Consider the following 22,134-nt stretch of genomic DNA (forward strand, 5'->3'; position numbering starts at 1 on the left):
ACGGTGAACGTCGATTAAACGGCTGTGGCGGGCGATGGTCTATTGGTAGACATCAAGTGCAGGGGTGTAACCTGCGCACTGACTTTGCACGGGTTCAACGCGTTCGGCATGATTGACCAATCGCGGGCCAGCGTAGCGCGATGCGCTGGATCGTTGAGTCAGGTACCGTAAATGAAAAGGGCCCTAGATGATCGATCACCTTGACCACATCGTCCTCACTACCATCGATCTGGAGGCCTGCAAGGGTTTCTACATCGACGTGCTGGGCATGCGACTGGAAACCTTTGGGGAAGGGCGCGTGGCGTTTCGCTTCGGCCATCAGAAAATCAATGTGCATGTGCGGGGGCATGAGTTCGAGCCCAAGGCGCACTTGCCTGTGCCCGGTGCACTGGACCTGTGTTTCATCGCCAGTTGCAGCCTGAAGCAGGTGATCGAACGGCTTGAGGGTCATCCGTGGCCCATCCTCGAAGGGCCGGTCAAGCGCACTGGTGCCGCCGGCCCCATTCGCTCGGTGTACGTCCGCGATCCAGACCTGAACCTCGTCGAGATATCCGAATACCTTCAAGCGCCTTCAGCCTGATACACCGCGCCGGCCTTTTCGCGGCCACAGACCGCTCCTACATGCACACCGTGCATGTGCCCCGTGGGTGTGCCTCCCTGTAGGAGCGGTCATGGACCGCGAAGGGCGCACGCCAATTTCCCTGACACACCACGCTGCCCTCCTGTAGGAGCGGCCCGTGGCCGCGAAGCGCGCACCCCGGTCTACCTGACACACCGCTTCAACGCGACAGCAGCTGCTCAACTTCTGCGCGGCTGGGCGCATAGGCCCCGGCATTGGCGCAGGACACCGAGGCACAAGCCGCAGCAAACGCCAGCCGTGCCTGGGGGGCTTCGATACCCAGCAGGCTCGACGCCAGCCAGCCGGCCATGCTCGCGTCGCCGGCGCCAACGGTGTCGGCTACTTCGACGGCGATTGCCGCCTGTTCGACCTTGCTGTCGAGCGTAAACAGCACCATGCCCTCGGCGCCGCGGGTAAACAGAACCTGTGCCCCTTCATTCATCTCGCGCAACTGCTGCAGGGCCTGCTCTTCGCTCAAGCCAGGATAGATCTGCCGCAGATCCTCATCGGACAGCTTGATGATGTCCGCCAGCGCGACCATGGCGGGGAACGTCACCTCGCGGTATCGAGCATCCATCAGGTTGCGCCAGTTGGGGTCATAGCTGATCAGCTTGCCGTGCTGCTTCACCTGCCGAGCGACCTCGACCAGCCTGTCACCCAGCGGTTGTCGGGCCAGGCTGATGCAGCTGAAATGACACAATTGCGCAGCCGCCAGCCACCCCGAGGGCAACAGCAGCACATCGAAATGCAGATCGGCCTCACCGGCGAAAAAATAGCGGGGAGGGTGGCTGGAAGGCACGATCGCCACCAGTGGATCGGCCTCGGCGCGCTGCAGGTAACGCAGGTCCAGCCCGGCAGCTTCGGACTGTCGGTACAGCTCATCGCCCAGCGAATCGGTACTGATCGACCCCGCGAACGCCGTCGATACCCCCAATCGGCTCATCGCCCGCGCCACGTTCCACGGCGCGCCGCCTGGATAGCCTTGCCAGCGACCGGGCGTGGTCTGGACCAGATCGGTGAGTGCTTCACCGAACACCACCACTGAAGGTAACTGCATGTCGATTCTTGCTCCTGTATGGGTCAGACGGCTGTAAGACGTCGATACTCGCTGGGCGTCTGCTGCATCTCGTGGCGAAAGTGCCGGTTGAAGTTGGACAAGTTCTCGTAGCCGACTTCGAAGCAGATATCGGCCACCGATCGCTGGGTCTGGGCGAGCAGCCTGCAGGCTCGCTGGACCCGCAGCTTGCGCACAAGGTAGATGAAACCATGGCCGGTCATGCGTTTGAAAAAACGCTAGAAACCCGCCTCGCTCATGCCCAGCTGCGCGGCGATCACCGACATGCGTACCTCGGCAGTCAGTTGCCGGGTGAGGTAGTCGAACGCCTGATTGATACGCTGTGTGCTGTATTCGTCGAGGGACGGGGAATAACAGGCGCTGGCCAGAACGCGGAATTCACTGGCCGGCGCGTTTGCCAAGGTATCGATGAGCTGCAGGAACAGCGTCAGGCGCCTGAGGCCATTCGCTTGCCCTATACGTTCCAGCAGGACCGCTGCCTCGACCGCTGTCGCCGCGTGAAACTCGATTCCGCGCTGAGCTCGGTCGAACAGGCCTTTGAGCTCCGCCAGTTCGGGCCACACACTACGACACTCCAGCAGCGTGGTGCCGTCGAACTGCAGTACGACGTCGCGAGCGACCAACCGTTCACCCGTTGCCAGATCGCCCATCCAGTCGTGGGGCAAACCGGGGCCGATCAGTGCGACGTGACCGGGTCCGAAGGGGCCGATGTAATCACCTGCCACCAGCTTGCCGCTGCCTTGCCGGATCAAATGAATTTCGAACTCGGGATGATGGTTCCAGCGTGCCAGGGAATAGGGGTAGTCATGCTCGTACCAGCGAAAGGTCTGGTCTGGTCGTGCCAGGATCACTTCCAGATCTGGCTGACGGTACTCGAACACAGTGGCGCGGTCATCAGGCATCGAGTGCCCCTTTTATCGTTGTTTTTTTCATGATTCTGCAGGTCGACGGGTTCAACCATACTCTGAAATCCCGCTCCATCGGTAGCCCGTCAATGACAGCGTTCCGATACTTTTTTGCCTCGAAACCCAACGGTGCGAAAAATCAAAAAAGTACCGATCGCCCATTCGCCGTTCGTTTGAGTACAGATCGGGCAGCTGCTTTACTCGACCTGTCGCTGATCCAACGGCTCGGCGCACCAGAACAATAACAACAGCTCCGGTCGAACCGGCTGGACGCGGAGAACTTCATGAAGATTACCAATGCGTTGATCCTGTCCGCGAGTGTTTCATTCGCCGTCGCCGGACAGGCCGCTGAGACGTTGACCATTGCCACCGTCAACAACGGTGACATGATCCGCATGCAGCGGCTGTCCAAGTTCTTCGAACAACAGCACCCCGACATCACGCTTAACTGGGTCGTGCTCGAGGAAAACGTGTTGCGGCAACGCTTGACGACCGATATCGCGACGCAGGGTGGCCAGTTCGACGTGCTCACGATCGGTACTTACGAGACGCCACTGTGGGGCGCAAAAAACTGGTTGGAACCGATGAAGGATCTGCCAGCCGACTACGACGTAGACGACATCTTTCCCGCCGTCCGCCAAGGCCTCTCGGTGAACGGCACGCTGTACGCGTTGCCGTTCTACGGCGAAAGTACGGTCACCTACTACCGGACCGACCTGTTCAAGGCGGCCGGGCTGACCATGCCGCCAGCGCCAACCTGGTCACAGCTAGGCGGTTTCGCGGCCAGGTTGACCGATGCATCCAAGGGCCAATACGGTATGTGCCTGCGCGGCAAGGCTGGCTGGGGCGAGAATATGGCCTTGCTCAGTACCTTGGCCAATGCCTTCGGTGCGCGTTGGTTCAACGAGCAATGGCAGCCTCAACTCGACAGTCCCGAGTGGAAGGCGGCTGCTACGTTCTATGTCGAAACGCTGAAGAAGTACGGGCCGCCCGGCGCTTCGAGCAATGGGTTCAACGAGACGTTGGCGTTGTTCAACAGCGGCAAGTGCGCGATCTGGGTCGACGCCAGCGTGGCCGGTTCCTTCACCACCGACAAAGCGCAGAGCAGGGTAGTGGACAGTGTTGGTTTCGCTGCGGCGCCCACTGAGGTGACCGACAAGGGCTCATCGTGGTTGTACGCTTGGTCGTTGGCGATTCCCGCCACCTCTCGGCACAAGGACGCGGCGAAGGCGTTCGTCACCTGGGCGACGTCCAAACAGTACATCCAGCTGGTCACCGACAAGGACGGTATCACCAACGTTCCGCCGGGCACTCGCATGTCGACCTACAGCGACGCCTACCTGGCAGCGGCGCCGTTTGCTCAGGTCACCTTGCAGATGATGCAGCATGCCGATCCTTCGCAGCCTTCCGCCCAGCCTGTTCCATACGTGGGCATTCAGTATGTGGTAATTCCCGAGTTCCAGTCGATCGGTACATCGGTCGGCAAGCTGTTCTCCGCCGCGCTCACCGGACAGATGTCCGTGGATCAGGCCTTGGCGTCCGCTCAGTCAACGACCGAGCGCGACATGAAGCGAGCCGGTTATCCCAAGCCCTGAAGCCCTTGTTTCCACGAACTCGAAGGTTGACTCGATGAACCGACTAAACGGTAAAAGTGCACTGATCACTGGCTCTGCGCGAGGCATTGGTCGCTCGTTCGCGCAAGCGTACATACGTGAAGGTGCCATTGTCGCGATCGCCGACATTGATCTGGACCGAGCCCAGGCAACGGCTATCGAACTCGGCCCCCAGGCTTACGCGGTGGAAATGGACGTCACCCAACAAGCTTCCATCGACCGAGCGATCGCCAGTGTGGTGACACACGCGGGCAAGCTGGACATTCTCGTCAACAACGCGGCGCTATTCGACCTGGCGCCCATCACCGAAATCACCCGGGCGAGCTACGACAGGCTGTTTGCGATCAACGTCGGGGGAACGCTGTTTACCCTGCAGGCGGCCGCGAGGCAGATGATCGGCCAGGGGCACGGGGGCAAGATCATCAACATGGCCAGTCAGGCAGGACGGCGAGGTGAGGCTCTTGTAGGTGTGTACTGTGCGACCAAGGCGGCTGTGATCAGCCTGACCCAGTCCGCCGGCCTCAATCTCATCAAGGAGCGGATCAACGTCAATGCCATCGCCCCGGGGGTGGTCGAGGGTGAACACTGGGATGGCGTCGACGCGTTGTTCGCCAAGTACGAAAGTCGCCCACTGGGCGAGAAAAAGCGTCTGGTCAGCCAGGAAGTCCCCTTCGGTCGCATGGGCACGGCCGAGGACCTGGTGGGCATGGCGCTCTTTCTGGCAAGCGACGAAAGCGACTACGTCGTGGCCCAGACCTATAATGTCGATGGCGGCAATTGGATGAGCTGAAAATCTCGCCCTGGGCAGTCATCGCTCTTGGTCAGAACGTATACGCCACGCCCGCCTGAACCGTACGCGGTGCGCCAGGATACGCGTACGTGTTGAACGCGCCTTCGTCGTAGCCCTTGTTGAACACATTCTGCAGTTCCAAATTCAGGCGAACGTGATCGTTCACCTGATAGAAACTCAGCAGATCGACCACGCTGTAGCGCTCCATGGTGTAGGTCTGGGCTGCGGTCTGTCCGGCGCGGTCATCGATGTATTTCAAACCTACGCCCAGGCCCAGGCCTTTGGCTGCGCCGTCCTGGAACTCGTAGGTGTTGAGCAGGCTGAAGCTGTTGCGCGGAATGTTGGCAAGGCGGGTGCCGTTGGGCAGGTTGTTGTCGTCGGTCACCCTCGCATCGACGTAGGCGTAGCCGCCGATCATCCGCCATTGTGGCGTGAGGTTGCCGGCGATGGTGATGTCCAGGCCACGGCTGGTGACTTCGCCGGCCGCGACGCTGTAGGTCGGGTCGACCGGATCACGGGTGAGCACGTTTTCCTTGACGATGTGGTAGACGGCGCCGTCGATGCTCAGCTGCTGATCGAGGGCTTCCCACTTCATGCCCAACTCGTAAGACTTGCCTTGTTCCGGATCGAAGCCGCCGCCATCGCGGCTTGCACCGCTATTGGGTTTGAACGACCGCGCGGTGTTGGCATACAGCGCCAGCGTATCGGTCAGGTCGTAGATCAAGCCCAGCCGTGGTGTTGCCGAGGTCTGCGAGGCCTTCCAGTCCACAGAGCCTGGCAAGCGGTTGTCGTAGTCCTGTTCGAAGCGCTCCAGACGCACGCCTGCGAGCACTTTGAAGCGCTCGGTCAATGCGACCTGATCTTGAATGAACGCGGCCCAGGTTTTCAGGTTTTCCGTGTCGTGGGTGGTGGTGCGGGTGAGGGCCGGGCGTGGCTGACCGAGCACCGGGTTGTAGAGGTCGATGGGGTAGGTGCCCGCTGCGGCCGACGAGCGCTGGATGATCGAGCGGTAGTCGTAGGCTTCATACTCTACGCCGGCCAGCAAGGTGTGGGAAAACCCTGCGGTATCAAAATGGCCGGTAAGGTTCAGCTGATAGTCGCGGTCGGTCCATTCCAGCTTGCGGTAGTTGAAGTTGCGCTGCAGGGTACGGCCATCCAGCGGGGCTGCGTTGGCTTCGACCGCATTGCCCGCAAGGCTGCCGTCAAGCCACTGCATCCCGCCGGCCAGGGTCCAGTCGTCATCGAGGCGGTGCTCGAACCTGAGTTGGGCCATGTCGTTGTCGTTGTGGAGCAGGTTGTCACGGCCTTGCTCCCAGACATTGGTATCGCGCGAAGCGCTGCCCCGCTGGGTAGCGTAGCGCGTCAAGCCGCGATCGAGCGGGTGGTTGTTGCGCATGAAATCGCCTTCGAAAACGATTTTGGTGGTGTCGCTGGCTTGCCAGCTGAGCACAGGCGCGATGTCGTAGCGTTCGGTTTCCACATGGTCACGAAAGCTCTCGCCGCCTTCGCCCAACACGTTCAGCCGATAGGCCAGGCGCCCATCCTCGCTGAGCGGCCCGCCGGCATCCAGCGTGGCGCGGTGCATGCCCTGATCGTTCAGCTGGCTGCCAATCGTCACCTTGCGCTCGGCCAGCGGTTGCTTGCTGACGACGTTGAAAGTGCCGCCCGGATCACCGCGGCCATACAGGCTCGTCGCCGGGCCGCGGATCACTTCCAGGCGTTCCACGGTATTGGCGTCCGGCGCATTGGGGTAGCCGCGATTGATTGGAAAACCGTTGCGGTAGAACTCGCCCGTGGTGAAGCCGCGTACGGTGAAAGTGGTCAGGCCCTGACCACCGAAGTTGTTGGCGCGGCCGACGCCCCCTGCGTAATCCAGCGCGTCCTGCAAGCGAGTGGAGGCGGTGTCTTCCAATACGTCACGGGGCACTACGCTGATCGACTGAGGCGTCTCGTGCAGGGCCGTGTCGGTGCGCGTCGCACTCATCGAACGGGTGGCTTTGTAACCCGTGACCGGACCGTCCGCGCGCTCATAGTCACTGTTGGCCTCGATGTTCACCGCTTCGAGCTGGAGGTTTCCGCTGGCTTCGACGGGTTCAGAGGCCCAGGCAGACACCGGGGCAGCTTGCAGCAGGCACAGCGAAAGTAACGTGCGACGCATGGGTTCATCGTTCCAGGCAGGGGAGGCTAGCGAAATGGCAGCGGATTCTATCCGCAAACGATTCGCATTGACAGTTGCTGGCTTCGAAGCCTTGCTTTAGACAGTCGTCAGTATTTCCGCCAGCCTGGTGTGCTCCCAGGTACTTAGAAGCTCGATAGGGTCGGTGCCGTAGTGGTGGGATGAATCGAAGAGGTAGGTGCGGCCGTCCGGGCTTTCACAACGCTCGCAATGAAAGCGCCCGTTTTCATGGTTGTGAAAGGTGATGATCCAGCCGTCGGCGCCGACGGTCATCGCTGTGCCGTAGGGATCGGCCCAATCCGTTTCGTCGAGGCGGTGCAAGGTGCGAATACCTAGCGCAACGTCACGAAGCAGTTGGCAAGTTTCTCGTGCGGAGAGGGCGTCGGCGGACACTTGAAGAGCCTGATCAAAGTGAAGAGCAGTTTTATAGGCGATGCAGAAGGGGCCGGCAACCTCGTTGAATTAACCGTAAAACCATAGATAACATCATGACGCGCCGTCGCACATGGTTTCCTCCGTGAATCTTCCGCAAAGGTGATCAGCTAGGAGCACCAAGCTGCTTTGCTGCGTTCACCAGGATGCCTTCAGCCATAATTAATAACATCATGACGAGGCCCCGCTACGAGTTGCTTTCATTTCCGTATTACCAAGCTAGTGATCACCAAGTGGGGCAGGGTGCCAGGCGCAGGTTTTAATTCAATGTGGTCAGGTCGAGAGGGGAGTGGTTAAGTGAACATCTTTACCACATCATGATGTTATTAATAGACAGCACGGCGTCAGCCTTCCTTGCTAGCTGGCTTTAACCGTCAACTCCCTAGCCCTCTTCAGCTGACTTTTTTTGCAGAGGCCCATAAACCCGATGCTTATCCTTGTAACGATAGAGATTCATTGCCTCCACATAAGGCTCTTCCTCCAGCAACGCCAGACGGGTGTTCTTGCGGATCACAACTTTAGGTTCGTAACTTGAGAGCGGCTTTATCTTGGGCGGTGCGATACCCGTTTCATACACGAAGGGCACTGGCGCGATGATGGGTTTGACCTTCGAGTCGCCGTTCCTGACCCGTGCACGAATATGAGGCTGCACCAAGCGGCGAATGGCAACCTGTTCTTGCGGGTCCAGCTTGCCCAGCATGTCGATGCCGTAGACGAGAGCATTCTCGGCAGCCGCTTCCGAGGAGTGGTGCACCGTTGCCTGTTTGTCATGATATTGATCGAGCAGCTCGTGCCACTCTTGCAGCAGATCACCGGCCATCTTGCGGGCGCCGGACGAGCCGGTGTCATCCCAGTAAAAGTTGATGTCCGATGGCGCAGTGAGCACGTTGGTCAGACGCAGGGCTTGCTTGGGCACGATGCCATTTCCGCTGCCTTTGAAGCGGTTCCACACGTTGCGGCGGTCGTTGGTTTTGTCGATGGCACCGATCAACTTGCCCAGTTCGACACGCGTCGCATTGGTCTGCAGGATCTTGTCGATGGCAGTGCGGGGCAGGGCGATGGCACCAGGCACGCGCAATGTTTCCCGCGGGTGCTGACCCACTTTGACCCAGATACTGGTCAACGCCTCGAACGCCGCCTGTACCGCCTCGTCACCTTCCAGTACACGTACTTCTATCGGTTCGTTACGCACCGCGTCCTCAGGCCTGAAATCCAGACCAAACATGGCATCGACACGTACGTGGTCTGCTGCAGTTCGCAATACTTCGCCCAAATCGGTCAGTTCGGCCTGAAGCCTGTTGACCATGGCGATAGCTGCGCTGGTCTGGCTGAGATGAAGATCCATGCGTATGTCCGGATAATGGGCAGGTGCGCTATTCTAGCTGAGCACTGTATCTTTATACAGCTCTGTCGGTTGGCTACCCAGTTAGTCCGTGAACGTTGCCATGGAGAGGGTCTTGAAGAAAAGTGAGTTACCGGTAAAGCACTGCGTCACCTGTGGGCTTGCGTTCACCTGGCGCAAGAAATGGGCGCGCTGTTGGGACGAGGTCCGCTATTGTTCGGAACGTTGCAGGCGGCAGAAGAAGCCGGTTCCCGGTGGTTGATGTTTCAAAGCCCGTGTCTGTCACCCGCTAGCGATATCACCATTGGGCACGCCAGCGGTGCTCTGCCGAACGACCAGGCTGTGGGGCAGCGTTACGTGCCGCACTTCAAGAGGGCGTTTCTCGATCAAACTGATCAGCATGTCCACCGCGTGCTGGCCGAAGCACTCGGCTGGCTGAGCGATGGTCGTCAGCGGTGGGTCGCAATAGGCAGCCAGTTCGATGTCGTCGAAGCCGGCCAGGGAAACATCCTGGGGAACTCGCAGGCCCATTTCCTTGATGCGCTTCAATGCGCCAATGGCCATCTCATCGCTTTCACAGAACAATGCAGTAGGGCGCTCGGGCATGCCGAGCAACTGCAGTGCTCCGTTATAGCCTGCTTTCAGGCTGAAATCCCCTGGGCAAATCAACTTGGCATCGGGTGTGATGCCCGCTGCACGCATGGCTGCCTCGTAGCCCGCACGCCGATCACGGGTCAACGGGCTGGTGGCAGGCCCGTTGATCAAACCCACACGTCGGTGGCCCAGGGCAAGCAGGTGTTCTGTGACCGCTCGCGCAGCGCCATGGTTATCCAGGCTGACGGTGGGATGACGGCCCCCCTCGAGTATTTCGCAGGCGTTGACGATAGGGGGCAGGTCGGCTACGTGGGTAGTCGACGCGAATGGATCGTAGGCGCGCAGCTGCAGGACGCCGTCGGCTTGATGGGCGTGCACCAGGTCGGCATATTCGCGCTCGGTCGCTTCGCAGCCCAACGTGTCGCACAGCAATACGCGATAGCCCGCCGACTGGGCAGCTTTCTGCGCGCCGCTGATGACACGAGCAAAAAAACTGTTAGCAATATGCGGCACGAGGATGACCAGGTTGAACGTGCGTCGCGAACGGAACTGCACGGCCATCAGGTTTGGCCGGTAACCGGCCTGTTCCACTGCAGCATTGACCCGCTCGCGCGTTGCGAGCAGTACCCGTTCGGGCGACTTCAGCGCCCGCGATACCGTAGCCACCGAAACGCCGGCCAGCCGCGCCACTTCACGAATATTCGACACGCCTACCTCGTCCCCGGTAATCCCGACGCAAAGCTTACCTCAGTTTGCCGCTGCCTCCGGTACCGCGATGATCCGCCCGATGGTGTTTGACAGGGGACGCGCTGGCGCCTAGATTCCTTGAATGAATGTAACCGGTTACATCGCCAGGTCATTGATTGCTGATCTGACCAGTGCTGAGCCGATAAGAATCTAGAGGCTGGATGTCATGCAAAAAACCAGAATGGGTTTCGTCGGTGGCGGGGAAGGGTCGTTCATTGCCCTGGCACATCGGCAGGCGGCGGCGCTGGATGGGCGATTCGATCTGGTGTGCGGTGCTTTCAGCCGCGATTCGCTGAACAATCAGCGTACTGGAAACGCGTTGGGGCTCGCGCCACAGCGCGTCTATGGCGACTGGCGGGAGATGATCGACGCCGAAGCGCGCCTCCCCGAAGACCAGCGCATGCAGTTGCTGGTCAACGTCACGCCCAATCATCTGCATGCGCCCGTTGCACAGCGCGCGATCCAGTCAGGCTTCCATGTGTTCAGCGAAAAACCCGCCGCTTTGAACTTGGCCGAGCTGCAGGCACTGGACCAAACCCTGGCCGGCAGTGACCGGCTCTATGGCCTTGCCCACGTATACCTCGGTTACCCCATGGCCTGGGAAGCCCGCGAGCTGGTGCGCAATGGCCTCATCGGTGCCGTGCGTAAAGTCATCGTCGAATACCCGCAAGGCTGGCTCAGCCAGGACATCGCCAGCCAGGGCAACAAGCAGGCCGACTGGCGCGACGACCCGGAACAATCCGGCATTGGCGGCTGCATCGGCGACATCGGTACGCATGCGTTTAGTTTGGCTGAATTCGTTGCCGACCAGCAGGTGTACTGCCTCAGCGCCATGCTCGGCTCCCATGTCGAAGGTCGCCAACTGGACGACGACGTCAGTGTGCTGATCAAGATGAGCGGCGGGGCCAGCGGAGTTCTGATCGCCAGCCAGGTCTGCGCCGGCGAAGAGAATCCGTTGAAGATTCGCGTCTATGGCGAGTTAGGCGGGCTGGAATGGCGGCAGGAAGAACCGTCCAGCCTGATCCACCGTTCGCTGGACCAACCCATGCGCATCCTGCGCTCAGGTCTTGGGCAACCCTGGCTCAGTGCCGCCGCCACACGCCGGATGCGTTTGCCCGCAGGGCATCCCGAAGGCTACCTGGAGGCGATGGCCAATCTGTACGTGGATCTTGCCGACGCCATCCAGGCGGGTGTGGCCGGCAACCAGGTGCCGGGCGTACCCGGCATGGACATCGGCCTGCGTGGGATGGCCTTCATCGAAGCCGCACTCATCAACCACCGCGGCGACGCCAAGTGGACCGAACTGATCTGTCCCTCTTCCTCACGGAGTACCGCACAATGAACCTTCCTGCCGAGACGGGGCTGCGTGGCCCAGGTATATTCCTGGCGCAGTTCATGTCGCCCGAAGCGCCCTTCGACAACCTGGCCAACATCGCTGGCTGGGCTGCGTCACAAGGTTACAAGTCGATCCAACTGCCCACGCTAGGCACGCGCTACATCGACCTGGAGCGTGCAGCGCAAAGCCAGGCGTACTGCGACGAGCTCAATGCCGTCTGCGCCAAAGCCGGCGTGCAGATCAGCGAGCTGTCGACCCACCTGCAGGGTCAACTGGTCGCCGTGCATCCTGCCTTCGACGCGGTGTTCGACGAGTTCGCCCCGGTGCATTTGCGTAATGCTCCACAAGCCCGCACCGAGTGGGCCATCGAGCAGCTCAAGCTTGCCGCACAAGCCAGCCAACGCCTGGGCCTGACCGCCCACGCGACCTTTTCCGGCGCCTTGCTCTGGCCCTATGTCTACCCGTGGCCGCAGCGGCCCAATGGTCTGGTCGAGCAGGGTTTTGCCGAGCTGGCCAGGCGCTGGTTGCCGATTCTCGATTGTTTCGAAGAGGCCGGTGTCGACCTGTGCTACGAGATTCACCCCGGTGAGGATCTGCACGACGGTGCCTCGTTCGAGCGCTTCCTGCAGGCAGTCGACCACCATCCGCGTGCCGGCATCCTGTATGACCCCAGCCACCTGCTGCTGCAGCAGATGGACTACCTGGGTTTCATCGATCGTTACCACGCGCGCATCCGCATGTTCCACGTCAAGGACGCCGAGTTCCGTCCCGATGCCCGCTCCGGCGTGTATGGCGGCTACCAGGACTGGGTCGATCGGCCGGGCCGCTTCCGCTCGCTGGGTGACGGCCAGGTGGACTTCAAATCGATCTTCAGCAAGTTGACCCAGTACGGCTTCAACGGTTGGGCCGTGCTCGAGTGGGAATGCTGCCTGAAGGATTCGGCGCAAGGCGCAGGTGAGGGTGCTGCCTTCATCGAGCGACACATGATCAAGCGCACGCAACGCGCTTTCGATGATTTCGCCGGCGTGTCCGCCGACGTGCAATCCAACCGAAGATTACTGGGTTTGCCCGAAGACTGAACCGCCCAAGCTTTCGACCGACACCTGCCATAACAATAAAACGGTGAGCGCAATGAAAACGATGAACGCCCGACTGAGCGTGATGATGTTCCTGCAGTTCTTCATCTGGGGTGGCTGGTTCGTCACCCTGGGAACATTCCTGGCGACGGGCCTGGGCGCCAGCGGCAGCCAGATCGGGCTGGCATTCTCGACGCAATCCTGGGGAGCGATCATTGCGCCCTTCGTCATCGGTCTGATCGCCGACCGCTGGTTCAACGCCGAACGTATCCTTGCCGTGCTGCACTTGCTGGGCGCGGTGCTGTTGTATCAACTCTATCGTGCAGCGGATTTCGCCGCGTTCTATCCCTATGTCCTGGCTTACATGGTGGCCTACATGCCGACCCTGGCCCTGGTGAACTCGGTTGCCTTCCGCCAGATGAAAGAACCGGCTCGCGAGTTTTCCCGCATCCGGGTATGGGGCACCATCGGCTGGATCGTCGCCGGCGTGGTGATCAGTATGGTTTTCGCCTGGGATTCTGCTCAAGGTATCGCCGGTGGCGCACTGCGTAATACTTTCCTGATGTCGGCCGTCGCTTCGCTGCTCCTGGGGCTGTACAGCTTCACCCTGCCCAGCACGGCACCTTTGCAGGCCACCAGCGAACGCAAGGGACTGAGTCAAGTGCTGGGCCTGGATGCTTTGGGGCTTCTGAAGGACCGCAGCTACCTGATCTTCTTCCTGGCCTCGATCCTGATCTGCATACCACTGGCTTTCTACTACCAGAACGCCAACCCGTTCCTGGCCGAGATCGGCATCGCCAATCCCACCGCGAAGATGGCCATCGGGCAAGTGTCCGAAGTGCTGTTCATGCTCCTGCTGCCGCTGTTCATTGCCCGCTTCGGCATCAAGATCGCGCTGCTGGTCGGCATGTTCGCCTGGGTGCTGCGCTACTTGCTGTTCGCCTATGGCAGCGGCGGGGAAGAAGTCGCCATGCTGCTGATCGGCATCGCGTTGCATGGTGTCTGCTACGACTTCTTTTTCGTCTGCGGGCAGATCTACACCGACGCCAAGACGCCTGAACGCTTCCGCAGCTCGGCACAGGGCCTGATCACCCTGGCCACCTATGGGTTGGGCATGTTGATTGGCTTCTGGGTAGCGGGGCAGGTGACCGATCACTATGCAACGGGCATGCAACATGACTGGAAAAGTATCTGGCTGTTCCCGGCGGGCTTCGCCGGGGTGGTGTTGCTGGGCTTTGCGTTGACGTTCAAAGCCAGGCCCAGCTGAACACCTGGCGCACTCTGGGAAAAACGACGCGCTATCAACCGGTCATCTGCGCCAGCCAGTCTTGCCGCATTTGCGGTACCGATTCGACAAGGCTCTGCGTGTAGTCATCGAACGGTGCGCTGAGTGCTTCAGCAGTGGGTCCTCGGTGAACGATACGGCCGTTGCGCAACACCGCCACCTCATGGGCAATCTGCTTGGCGACGTGCAGGTCGTGGGTGATGAACAGGTACGACACGCCCGTTTCGGCTTGCAGATGCCGCAGCAATGCCAGAATCTCCTGGGCAACCAGCGGATCCAGCGCCGAAGTGGGTTCATCACAAATGATCAGTGCAGGCTCGGCAGCCAGCGCGCGTGCAATGCATACGCGCTGTTTCTGCCCCCCGGAAAGCGTGTGCGGCAGTCGCTTTGCGATGTCTGCAGGCAGGCCCACCTGGCCCAGCAATGCGATCACCCGCTGTTGCCGCAGCTGTCGGCTTGACCCGGTAAATTTCTGCACGGCGCGATCGAGCTGATCGCCGATCGACATTCTGGGATTGAGCGCACTATCGGGAATCTGATGGACCAGCTGGACCTGCTGCAGGTGCTGGTGGGCACGCTGGCCGAGCGTCAACGGCAGCGCCTTGCCGTTCAGCGTCATCGACCCGGCAACGTCCGTGAGCAATCCGCAAATGGCTCTACCCAAGGTCGACTTACCCGATCCTGATTCGCCGATGAGCGCCAGCGTGCAGCCTCGCCAAAGACGCAGTGAAACGTCGTCCAATACCGGCCGATGGTGATACCTGGCGGTCAGTGAGCGGATGGTCAGCAGTTCTTTCTGCGCCAATGGAGCAACGCCTGGACCGCGAGAAGTGCATCCGGCATCGAGCAGATCCCGGGTGTAGCGCTGCGTCGGCCTTTGCAGAATCTGCTGCGTCGTCCCGTGCTCCACGCATTGGCCATGACGCAACACCATGATGCGGTCGGCCAGTTGTGCAACCACGGCCAGGTCGTGGCTGATGTAGATGGCGGCTACACCTGCCCGGCGGATGACCTGCGCAATAGCCTGAAGAATGCCCAGTTGCGTGACGACATCCAGTGCGGTTGTCGGCTCGTCGAAGACGATCAGCTCGGGCGAACTGCACAGCGCCATGGCAATCATCGCGCGCTGCAGCTGCCCGCCCGACACCTGATGCGGGTAACGTGTGTAGAACGTTTCAGGCTCCGGCAGACTGAACTCGGTGAACAGCTGCAGTGCCCGCGCCTTGGCCGTGGCCGCATCCATGGGCCCGTGCAACTGCGCAGCTTCGATCACCTGGGCACCGATGGTCAGGGCCGGGTTGAAGGCCGATCCAGCCGATTGTGCGACGTACGCAATGCGCCTGCCGCGAATCCGTCGCAAGCCAGGTTCGGCAAGGCGCAGCAGGTCCTGCCCATGGAACAGGACACCTCCGCCTGCCAGCGTCATACCTTCACGCAGGTGACCCAGGGTCGCCTGGCCGACAGTGGATTTTCCCGCACCGGACTCGCCGATCAGACCCAGCACTTCTCCGGCATTGAGCGTGAAGGACAGGTTATCGACCAGCATCTGCCCAGGCTCGCCTCTGGCGGCAATTCGTAACTGGTCGACGCACAACAGTGGAGGTGCAGAGGCGTGGGTCGAATCAGTCATGGTTGCGCGCTCCCCACTGGCGTGTGTTGCCGTTCAGCAGCCAATCAGCCAGCGCATTGATGCACAGCGCCAACACGGCAATCGCTGCACCCGGTATCAATGCGGCCCACACACCGAACAACACACCGTCCTTGTTATCCCGGGCCAATCCGCCCCAGTCTGCCGTAGGGGGCTGAATGCCCAGCCCGAGGAAAGACAACGCGGACAGAAACAGCAGAATGAAAACGAAGCGCAGGGCGAATTCCGCGATCAGGATGGGCAGGGCATTGGGCAGAATTTCCCGCAGCAGAATCCAGGCCATGCTTTCTCCGCGCATGCGCGCCACGTCGATGAACTCCATGGCGGCAATATCCGCCGCCAAGGCACGCGCCACGCGCAGAATGCGAGTGGCCTCCAGCAGCCCGAGCACCAGAATGATCACAGCCAGGGTCTTGGGCAGCGTTGCCAGAATCACCAGCGCCAGTATCAACGTCGGTATCGCCATCAGCACGTCGTTGATACGCGAGATCAGTTGGTCGATCCAGCCCCCGGCAGCTCCAGCGATGAAGCCCAGCGTCGTTCCCCCGACGAACGCCACCAGAGCTGCGGCGGCAGTCACCGACAGCGACGTGCGCGTGCCCCAGATCAGCCGCGACAGCAGGTCGCGGCCCAGATTGTCGGTGCCCAGAGGCGCCAGCGTCGACGGGACATCCCAGGCTGTGCCAATCACCTGGTCGGGAGCATGGGGCGCCAGCCAAGGCGCGAACAAGGCGACGGCCACGAACAGAACCAGACCGACGATGCCGGGCAGGTGAACGATTTTCGGTGCGGGCATGGATTATTTTCCGTGGCGTAGACGGGGGTTGGTCAACAAAGCGATCACGTCGGCGAACAGATTCAGCAGGATGTAGATGGCTGCCAGCACCAGCGCGCACCCCTGGACCACAGGCACGTCCCGTTTGCCGATGCTGTCGACCAGGTATTGGCCCAGGCCGGGATAGACAAAAACGTTTTCCACGATCACCACGCCCACCATCAGGTAGGCCATGTTCAAGACGATGACGTTGATGATCGGGCCCCAGGCATTGGGCAAGACGTGCCGCCACAAAACCCGCATGGGTGAAAGCCCCTTGAGCACGGCGGTATCGACGTAGCTGCTGCGCTGGGCATTGAGCAGCGCCGCTCGGGTCATGTTGCTCATGTGGCCCAGCACGGCGAGTACCAGCGTGGCCATGGGAAGTGCGATGGCTGTCAATCGGTCCGAGAACGGCATCCCTGCCTGCACGCTGCTGTTGCTGGGCAACCACGCGAGGGTCATCGAAAAGATGAAGATCAGCAGGTAGCCGGAAAAAAATTCGGGCAAGGCCACTGTGGTGCGACTTGCCAGGCTCAACAGGCCATCGACCCAGCCGCCATGGAAACGTACCGAAACGAACCCCATGATCAGCGCCAGCGGTACCGCGACCAACGCGGTGATGCCTGCCAGGAACAGGGTGTTTTGCAGCCGTTCCAAGAGGGCCGTAGAGATGGTTTCCCGAGAGCTCAGGCTGACGCCGAACTCACCTTGCAGCACCCCACCCAGCCACTGCACATAACGCCAGCCGGCCGGTTGGTCCAGGCCCAGTTGCAGCTTCAGGGCCTGGATCGCCGCAGGGGTTGCGGACTGACCCAGAATTGCGGTTGCCGTATCGCCCGGTAGCAGGTTCAGGCCGATGAAAATCAACAGCGAAGTCGCCAGCAGCATGACCATGCCGACCGCCAGGCGCCGCGCAATCATGCTTGCCAGCGCGCCTTGCCCCCCTGCGCGAGCGATAACCGAAAGTGTCACCGACATCGACTTTATCCTTCCAGCCAGACTTTCTCGGCGGCTCGGTTGCCACTGAGCGGCACCCCAGGCACCGACGTGAAACCCTTGACGTTCTTGCGCGTGGCTGCCAGCGCATCGGCGTACAGCGGGATGATTTCACTGCTCTGCTCGACCAGCATCACCTGGATGTCGTGGTAGATCTGCCGGCGTTTGTCTTCATCGGTTTCGCCACGCGCCCCTTTCACCAACTGATCGAAAGCCGGGACTCGCCAAGCGGATTCATTCCAGGGCGCCTGGCTGGTGAACACCATGGACAGCAATGCATCTGCAGTGGGGCGTGCCCCCCAATTGGAGGTGCAGAACGGCTTTTTCAGCCAGGTATCGGTCCAGAATGCGTCGTTTGGCACCCGTTCGATGCCCAGGGGAATGCCAGCCTTTTGCGCCGACTGTTGATACAGCTGAGCCGCATCCACCGCCCCTGGAAAGCCCGCGTCTGCCGCGAAGAGCGTGAGCGGGCCTGCGAACCCTGCTTTTTGCCAGTGGAAGCGCGCCAGATCAGGGTCGTAAGGTCGCTGGGGAATATCCTGCGCGAAGTACCGGTTCGATGGGAAGACTGGATTGTCGTTGCCCAGCGAGCCATACCCGCCCAGGACCGTGTCGATCAACTGTTGCCGGTCTATCGCGTATTTCAGTGCCAGACGCCCATCGAGGGAATCGAACGGCGCCACGTGGGCCAGGCCGGGCAGGGTGAATATCTGGCTGTCCTTGTCCCGCACCAGCTGAATCGAGGGCAGCTTCTCGATGCGCCCGACTATCCGCGGATTGACCCGATTGATGATCTGCACGGAACCGCTGACCAGCGCCGCGACCCGGGCGGTCGAGTCATTCATGGCCAGGGTTTCGACGGAGTCGACATGGCCGCGTGAAGGGTTCCAGTGGTTGGGGTTGCGCTTGACCAGCATGCGCACGCCCGGCTGGAAGCTTTCCAGAATGAAGGCGCCGGTGCCGATGGCTTTTTCGAACGCCTCGTTTTCGGCTGTGATCACGAAATGCACCGCTGACAACAAGGCGATGAACTCGACGTTCGGCTCCGCCAGCGTGACAGTGACCTCGTGATCCGCAGTGGCTCTCAAGCTCGTGACCGGGTCCAGATAGACCTTGACCGGGGAGGACGACTTCTCGTTGCGGTGGTGGTTGAGCGACCAGACCACGTCCTTTGCACTCAAGGCGCGTCCATCATGAAAATGCACGCCTTTGCGGATGTTCAGGACCCACTTGCGGCCACCGTCATCGCTGGACCAGGATTCGGCGAGTGAAGGCACGATTGCTCCGCTATCGTCGACTTCAACCAAAGCATTGAACAGCTGACTGCCGGTGAAATACATCCAGCTTTCGAACCAGAAGGCCGGATCCAGGCGGTCTGTGGTCGACGCGTTGTCCAGGCCGATTGTCAGGTGGCCGCCTTTTCTGGGGCCCTGTGGCTCCTGCGCGAAGGCATTGGCCAACGGCCAGGCGGAGGTCATGGCCGCTGTCATCGCGGCCGCTCCGGTACCCTTGATGAACGAGCGACGATCAAACATGCAGGGCATCCTGGGCAACGGGTACGAAGTCGGAGCCGGCGAGGGCGGTCGACAGTGCGCGAATGTGTTCCGGACCGATGCCACAGCAACCGCCGACGATACTGGCACCCTGATCGACCCACTCACGCGCCCAGCGCAGGTAATCCTCCGGCTGGGTGTCGCGGCGCAGTGCGCTGATGCCAACGTTGGCACCCTGTTTATGGTCCGACGGTTCGAAGGCATTGGCATAGATGCCGAGCGGTAAACTGCTGTGTGCGCCAGCCTCGAGCAAGGCAGCGCTCATGACTTCCGGCGGGCTGCAGTTGAACAGCACCGAAGCCGCGCCCAGTTCGACCGCCGCCAACACGGCGTCGGTGATGCTTTCGCCAGATCGCAGTCGAGCCTTGCCCTGGGCGTCCAGCGCGTCATCCAGCGTGAAGGAAAACCAGCGTGGTCGCGGGTCGTGTTTCAATAACTCGGCCACTAGCCTGACCTCGACAATGGAGCTCTGCGTCTCTGCCAGCCATAGATCGACATGCTCGCTCAGCGCGTCGATCAGCACCCGCAGGACCTTGCCAGCCTGCACCGGCTCGAACAGATCCGGGCGGTACGAGCCAAGCGGGGGAGGCAGCGACCCGGCGACGCGAACGGCGTGAGGACTGGCATCGGCAGCGACACGGGCGAGGGTGCCCGCCCGCTGCGCCAAAGCGGTGCCGTCGTTCTCGAACCGCGCCTCGCCGATATGGAAGGGCACCACGGCATAGCTGTTGGTGGAAATGACCTGCGCACCGGCAGCGATGAACGCGTCATGCGCCTGGCGCACATATTCCGGGGCTTCGATCAGCGCCAGTGCAGACCACTCGGGTTGACGAAACGGTGCGCCGTTTCGCGACAGCTCTCGGCCCATGCCGCCGTCGAGGATTTGAATGTGTTTTGCCATCGTATTCACCAGAGCGCCAAAAGATGGCCGTGTTGTAATGGACACTCAGCCAGGTACCCTCGACCGAGCAATCACGAAGAACGCACTTGAATGCAGCTTGCCAGTCAGGATTTTCAACCAGACAAAACGAGCGTCGAGGTGCAGCGTCCTTAGATTAAATCGCACTATAAAAACCATCGCAACGATCACAATGGAATAGACTGCTCTGATTCAGATATATATTTTCCAACTGTTTACGGAGCAACAGTCATTCAACAGTATGACTTCGACACTCACCCCGGCATGATGGGCAGTGACATCTGAGAGCAAATGAACCGTATATCAATCGTTACGTGAACAATGAATCTTCCATTATTCGTTTCTCTCGACGGGCCCAAGGGCACCGGTAAAACCACGCTGTTGGAGGCCGTGACCAAAATATTGAGGGCCGACGACAAAAAAGTGATCCGGTTATGCGAGCGCAAGAGCGATCCCTTCAGGGCTGAAACCATGATTCTGGTCAACCAACTTGCGAGAAGTCCCCGTGAGGTTCTGGAGTGGGAGATCTGTGAGCGTTTTGCCCAGAGCCGGGCCTGGATCTCCCAGCACGTGCTGACCCGGCAACCACGCGACAGCATCATCCTGATCGATCGCTGGTACCCATCGGAGGCCGCATTTCGCCGGATGGTCCCATTCGCAGACATTCTGCAGCTGAACATCGATCGAAACGTGCGAGTGCCGGACCTGCATGTCGGGGTTATCACAGACCCGGATATTTCATGGGCGAGGGCAGCTGCACGACGGCGCGGACTCAGCAGTACGGTGATCCACACGCTGCAAGAACATGTCGATTGTACCCAGGCATTCGGGCGGGCGATTGCAGATCACGGCTGGGTTTGCTGCCGTAATGACGGCAGCGTCGAACAGGCAGCGATTCAGGTGGTTGCCGAGGTTTACAAGGTCCTTGGCATGGAGTGGCCTGGGAAAAGCTATGGGGTTGGTTAAGTGGGTTGTCGTGGCACATGGCACGTGGGCCGTCCCTCGAAAGGGACGGCCGGAGGATACCTGAGAGGTTACTGCACGGTGCCTTGCAGGGTAGGGCCAGGCGTTGCGCCTTTGCGGCGAGTGAGTCGCTTGCCTAATTGCACGCCCGGCATCTCGACATACTTGTAGGTCAATGTCGAGACCAGCAGTACCGCCGCCAACTGCAAGACGACAATGCCGTTGTCGAGCCATATGCTGTGGGTCGAGATGTACTTGACCATGTTGGGCATGTCATGGCCCTGCAGGGTCTCTGTCAGGTCGGTGTGCAGCACTTTCGACAGCACGATCACGGCGCTCTTGAAAACAAACAGAATGGCTGCGTGCGTCAAATAGATGGAGAACGACAGGGCGCCCAGCCAGACGAAAAAGCGCTGGTGCAGCAGTCGCGAAACCACGCCGCGCTCGAACGCAAATACCAGAATCAAGACACAGAACAGCAGGCTGGCATACACGCCCTTGTGATCGATGTTCGACACCAGCAGACGATAGCTGCCCAGCACCAGGGCAATCTCCAGCAGATTGAAGTCCACGGCGTCCAGGTCCAGGTCCTTGATGCGATCGTAGAGCACGTACAGGCATGCACCGGCGAAGAAGCACGAAGCGCCGCGGAAGATTTCCAGCTTCAGCCAGGATTCACCATTCCACAAGGTGATGAAGGCCGCCAGAGACACCATTGCGAAGACCTTGACCTTGCTGGTGCGCGCCAGCACTGCCATGACGCCAAATATCAAGTACAGGTAGTACTCGATGCTGATACTCCAGGAGGGGTAATTGAACGAGCCGGTCATGGCGCTGTTCAGCCAGGATTGCAGCAGGAGCAGGTTGGGTAGAAATTCGTCCATCGAAGTGGCGCCACTGAACGCCGGTTCGTTGAAACTGAAGCCTTTCCTCTCAGCCAGCGAGCGACCCATTTCCAGCACTAGGTAAACGCCCAACATGGTCAGGTGCAGGGGATACAGGCGAGCCGTACGACTGATGAAGAAATTTTTATAATCGGTCGCGTTGTTCAAACGCTGGCCATAGGTGTGAAACAAGACAAAACCACTGAGGATAAAAAAGAACTCCACAAGCAGGAAGGCGTTCTTGAAAAACTCGAGTTCGGCAATGCTTTGCACCACGTAAGTGTGGAACAGCACGACGGCAACCGCGCAGAGGCCGCGGAAACTGTCGAGTACGACAAATCTTTTCATGGGTAGTCCAGGGCGT

General features: G+C 60.4%; 19 protein-coding genes and 1 pseudogene. 8 read left to right on the forward strand and 12 right to left on the reverse strand.

The window, feature by feature from the left end:
- Window positions 1–187: 187 nt before the first annotated feature.
- Window positions 188–580: a VOC family protein gene (locus IFT76_RS00170; protein WP_192057051.1), complete on the forward strand. Its 393-nt coding sequence runs from the start codon at window positions 188–190 to the stop codon at window positions 578–580.
- Window positions 581–779: 199 nt separating this feature from the next.
- Here IFT76_RS00170 and IFT76_RS00175 read toward each other — a convergent pair whose 3' ends face one another.
- Together IFT76_RS00175 and IFT76_RS00180 are read right to left on the reverse strand one after the other, a co-directional pair.
- Entirely contained in the window at window positions 780–1,676 is an 897-nt protein-coding gene (locus IFT76_RS00175) for a carbohydrate kinase family protein (protein ID WP_192057052.1), read from the reverse strand.
- A gap of 23 nt (window positions 1,677–1,699) precedes the next feature.
- Window positions 1,700–2,596: pseudogene (locus tag IFT76_RS00180) on the reverse strand (AraC family transcriptional regulator).
- 287 nt (window positions 2,597–2,883) lie between these two features.
- Between IFT76_RS00180 and IFT76_RS00185 the strand changes: the two are divergent.
- Complete coding sequence (locus IFT76_RS00185; protein WP_192057053.1) at window positions 2,884–4,194, forward strand: ABC transporter substrate-binding protein; 1,311 nt, start codon at window positions 2,884–2,886, stop codon at window positions 4,192–4,194.
- A gap of 34 nt (window positions 4,195–4,228) precedes the next feature.
- Entirely contained in the window at window positions 4,229–5,002 is a 774-nt protein-coding gene (locus IFT76_RS00190) for an L-iditol 2-dehydrogenase (RefSeq protein WP_192057054.1), read from the forward strand.
- 31 nt (window positions 5,003–5,033) lie between these two features.
- On the opposite strand, the gene IFT76_RS00195 is transcribed toward IFT76_RS00190, so the two are convergent.
- The 3 genes from IFT76_RS00195 to IFT76_RS00205 all read right to left on the reverse strand — a co-directional run bounded on the left by IFT76_RS00195 (window position 5,034) and on the right by IFT76_RS00205 (window position 8,955).
- On the reverse strand, window positions 5,034–7,160 hold the full coding sequence (locus IFT76_RS00195) for a TonB-dependent siderophore receptor (protein WP_192057055.1): 2,127 nt from the start codon (window positions 7,158–7,160) through the stop codon (window positions 5,034–5,036).
- Window positions 7,161–7,256: 96 nt separating this feature from the next.
- The gene (locus tag IFT76_RS00200; protein ID WP_192057056.1) at window positions 7,257–7,571 is read right to left on the reverse strand and encodes a DUF7693 family protein; all 315 of its coding nucleotides are present in this window, start codon (window positions 7,569–7,571) and stop codon (window positions 7,257–7,259) included.
- A 421-nt stretch (window positions 7,572–7,992) separates the two neighbouring features.
- Window positions 7,993–8,955, reverse strand: coding sequence for a DNA replication terminus site-binding protein (locus tag IFT76_RS00205; RefSeq protein WP_192057057.1), 963 nt, complete (start codon window positions 8,953–8,955; stop codon window positions 7,993–7,995).
- A gap of 112 nt (window positions 8,956–9,067) precedes the next feature.
- Here IFT76_RS00205 and IFT76_RS00210 point away from each other — a divergent pair, with 112 nt between their 5' ends.
- Window positions 9,068–9,214, forward strand: a complete 147-nt coding sequence (locus tag IFT76_RS00210) for a DUF2256 domain-containing protein (RefSeq protein ID WP_192057058.1) — start codon at window positions 9,068–9,070, stop codon at window positions 9,212–9,214.
- Window positions 9,215–9,234: 20 nt separating this feature from the next.
- On the opposite strand, the gene IFT76_RS00215 is transcribed toward IFT76_RS00210, so the two are convergent.
- The gene (locus IFT76_RS00215; protein WP_192057059.1) at window positions 9,235–10,254 is read right to left on the reverse strand and encodes a substrate-binding domain-containing protein; all 1,020 of its coding nucleotides are present in this window, start codon (window positions 10,252–10,254) and stop codon (window positions 9,235–9,237) included.
- 205 nt (window positions 10,255–10,459) lie between these two features.
- Here IFT76_RS00215 and IFT76_RS00220 point away from each other — a divergent pair, with 205 nt between their 5' ends.
- The 3 genes from IFT76_RS00220 to IFT76_RS00230 are packed head-to-tail and all read left to right on the forward strand — an operon-like array spanning window position 10,460 to window position 13,972.
- Complete coding sequence (locus IFT76_RS00220; RefSeq protein WP_244647847.1) at window positions 10,460–11,635, forward strand: Gfo/Idh/MocA family protein; 1,176 nt, start codon at window positions 10,460–10,462, stop codon at window positions 11,633–11,635.
- Window positions 11,632–12,708 (forward strand): sugar phosphate isomerase/epimerase family protein, encoded by a 1,077-nt coding sequence (locus IFT76_RS00225; RefSeq protein WP_122478004.1) that lies wholly within the window; start codon window positions 11,632–11,634, stop codon window positions 12,706–12,708. Before IFT76_RS00220 ends, IFT76_RS00225 begins: the two co-directional genes overlap by 4 nt.
- 52 nt (window positions 12,709–12,760) lie before the next feature.
- Window positions 12,761–13,972, forward strand: coding sequence for a nucleoside permease (locus IFT76_RS00230; RefSeq protein WP_122478005.1), 1,212 nt, complete (start codon window positions 12,761–12,763; stop codon window positions 13,970–13,972).
- 34 nt (window positions 13,973–14,006) lie between these two features.
- Here IFT76_RS00230 and IFT76_RS00235 read toward each other — a convergent pair whose 3' ends face one another.
- From IFT76_RS00235 to IFT76_RS00255, 5 genes are read right to left on the reverse strand one after another with little or no spacing between them, the layout of a single operon-like run.
- The gene (locus IFT76_RS00235) at window positions 14,007–15,620 is read right to left on the reverse strand and encodes an ABC transporter ATP-binding protein (RefSeq protein WP_192057060.1); all 1,614 of its coding nucleotides are present in this window, start codon (window positions 15,618–15,620) and stop codon (window positions 14,007–14,009) included.
- Entirely contained in the window at window positions 15,613–16,434 is an 822-nt protein-coding gene (locus IFT76_RS00240; RefSeq protein WP_192057061.1) for an ABC transporter permease, read from the reverse strand. Before IFT76_RS00240 ends, IFT76_RS00235 begins: the two co-directional genes overlap by 8 nt.
- 3 nt (window positions 16,435–16,437) lie before the next feature.
- Entirely contained in the window at window positions 16,438–17,433 is a 996-nt protein-coding gene (locus IFT76_RS00245) for an ABC transporter permease (protein WP_192057062.1), read from the reverse strand.
- A 5-nt stretch (window positions 17,434–17,438) separates the two neighbouring features.
- On the reverse strand, window positions 17,439–18,986 hold the full coding sequence (locus IFT76_RS00250) for an ABC transporter substrate-binding protein (RefSeq protein ID WP_192057063.1): 1,548 nt from the start codon (window positions 18,984–18,986) through the stop codon (window positions 17,439–17,441).
- A complete protein-coding gene (locus IFT76_RS00255; protein WP_192057064.1) occupies window positions 18,979–19,905 on the reverse strand; it encodes a homocysteine S-methyltransferase family protein in 927 nt (308 codons plus the stop codon). Before IFT76_RS00255 ends, IFT76_RS00250 begins: the two co-directional genes overlap by 8 nt.
- Before the next feature lie 339 nt (window positions 19,906–20,244).
- Here IFT76_RS00255 and IFT76_RS00260 point away from each other — a divergent pair, with 339 nt between their 5' ends.
- Entirely contained in the window at window positions 20,245–20,889 is a 645-nt protein-coding gene (locus IFT76_RS00260; RefSeq protein ID WP_192057065.1) for a dTMP kinase, read from the forward strand.
- 68 nt (window positions 20,890–20,957) lie between these two features.
- Here IFT76_RS00260 and IFT76_RS00265 read toward each other — a convergent pair whose 3' ends face one another.
- Window positions 20,958–22,118: an acyltransferase family protein gene (locus IFT76_RS00265; RefSeq protein WP_192057066.1), complete on the reverse strand. Its 1,161-nt coding sequence runs from the start codon at window positions 22,116–22,118 to the stop codon at window positions 20,958–20,960.
- Between the last annotated feature and the right edge of the window lie 16 nt (window positions 22,119–22,134).

The organism is Pseudomonas sp. CFBP 13727 (assembly GCF_014841915.1).
Classification (GTDB): domain Bacteria; phylum Pseudomonadota; class Gammaproteobacteria; order Pseudomonadales; family Pseudomonadaceae; genus Aquipseudomonas; species Aquipseudomonas baltica.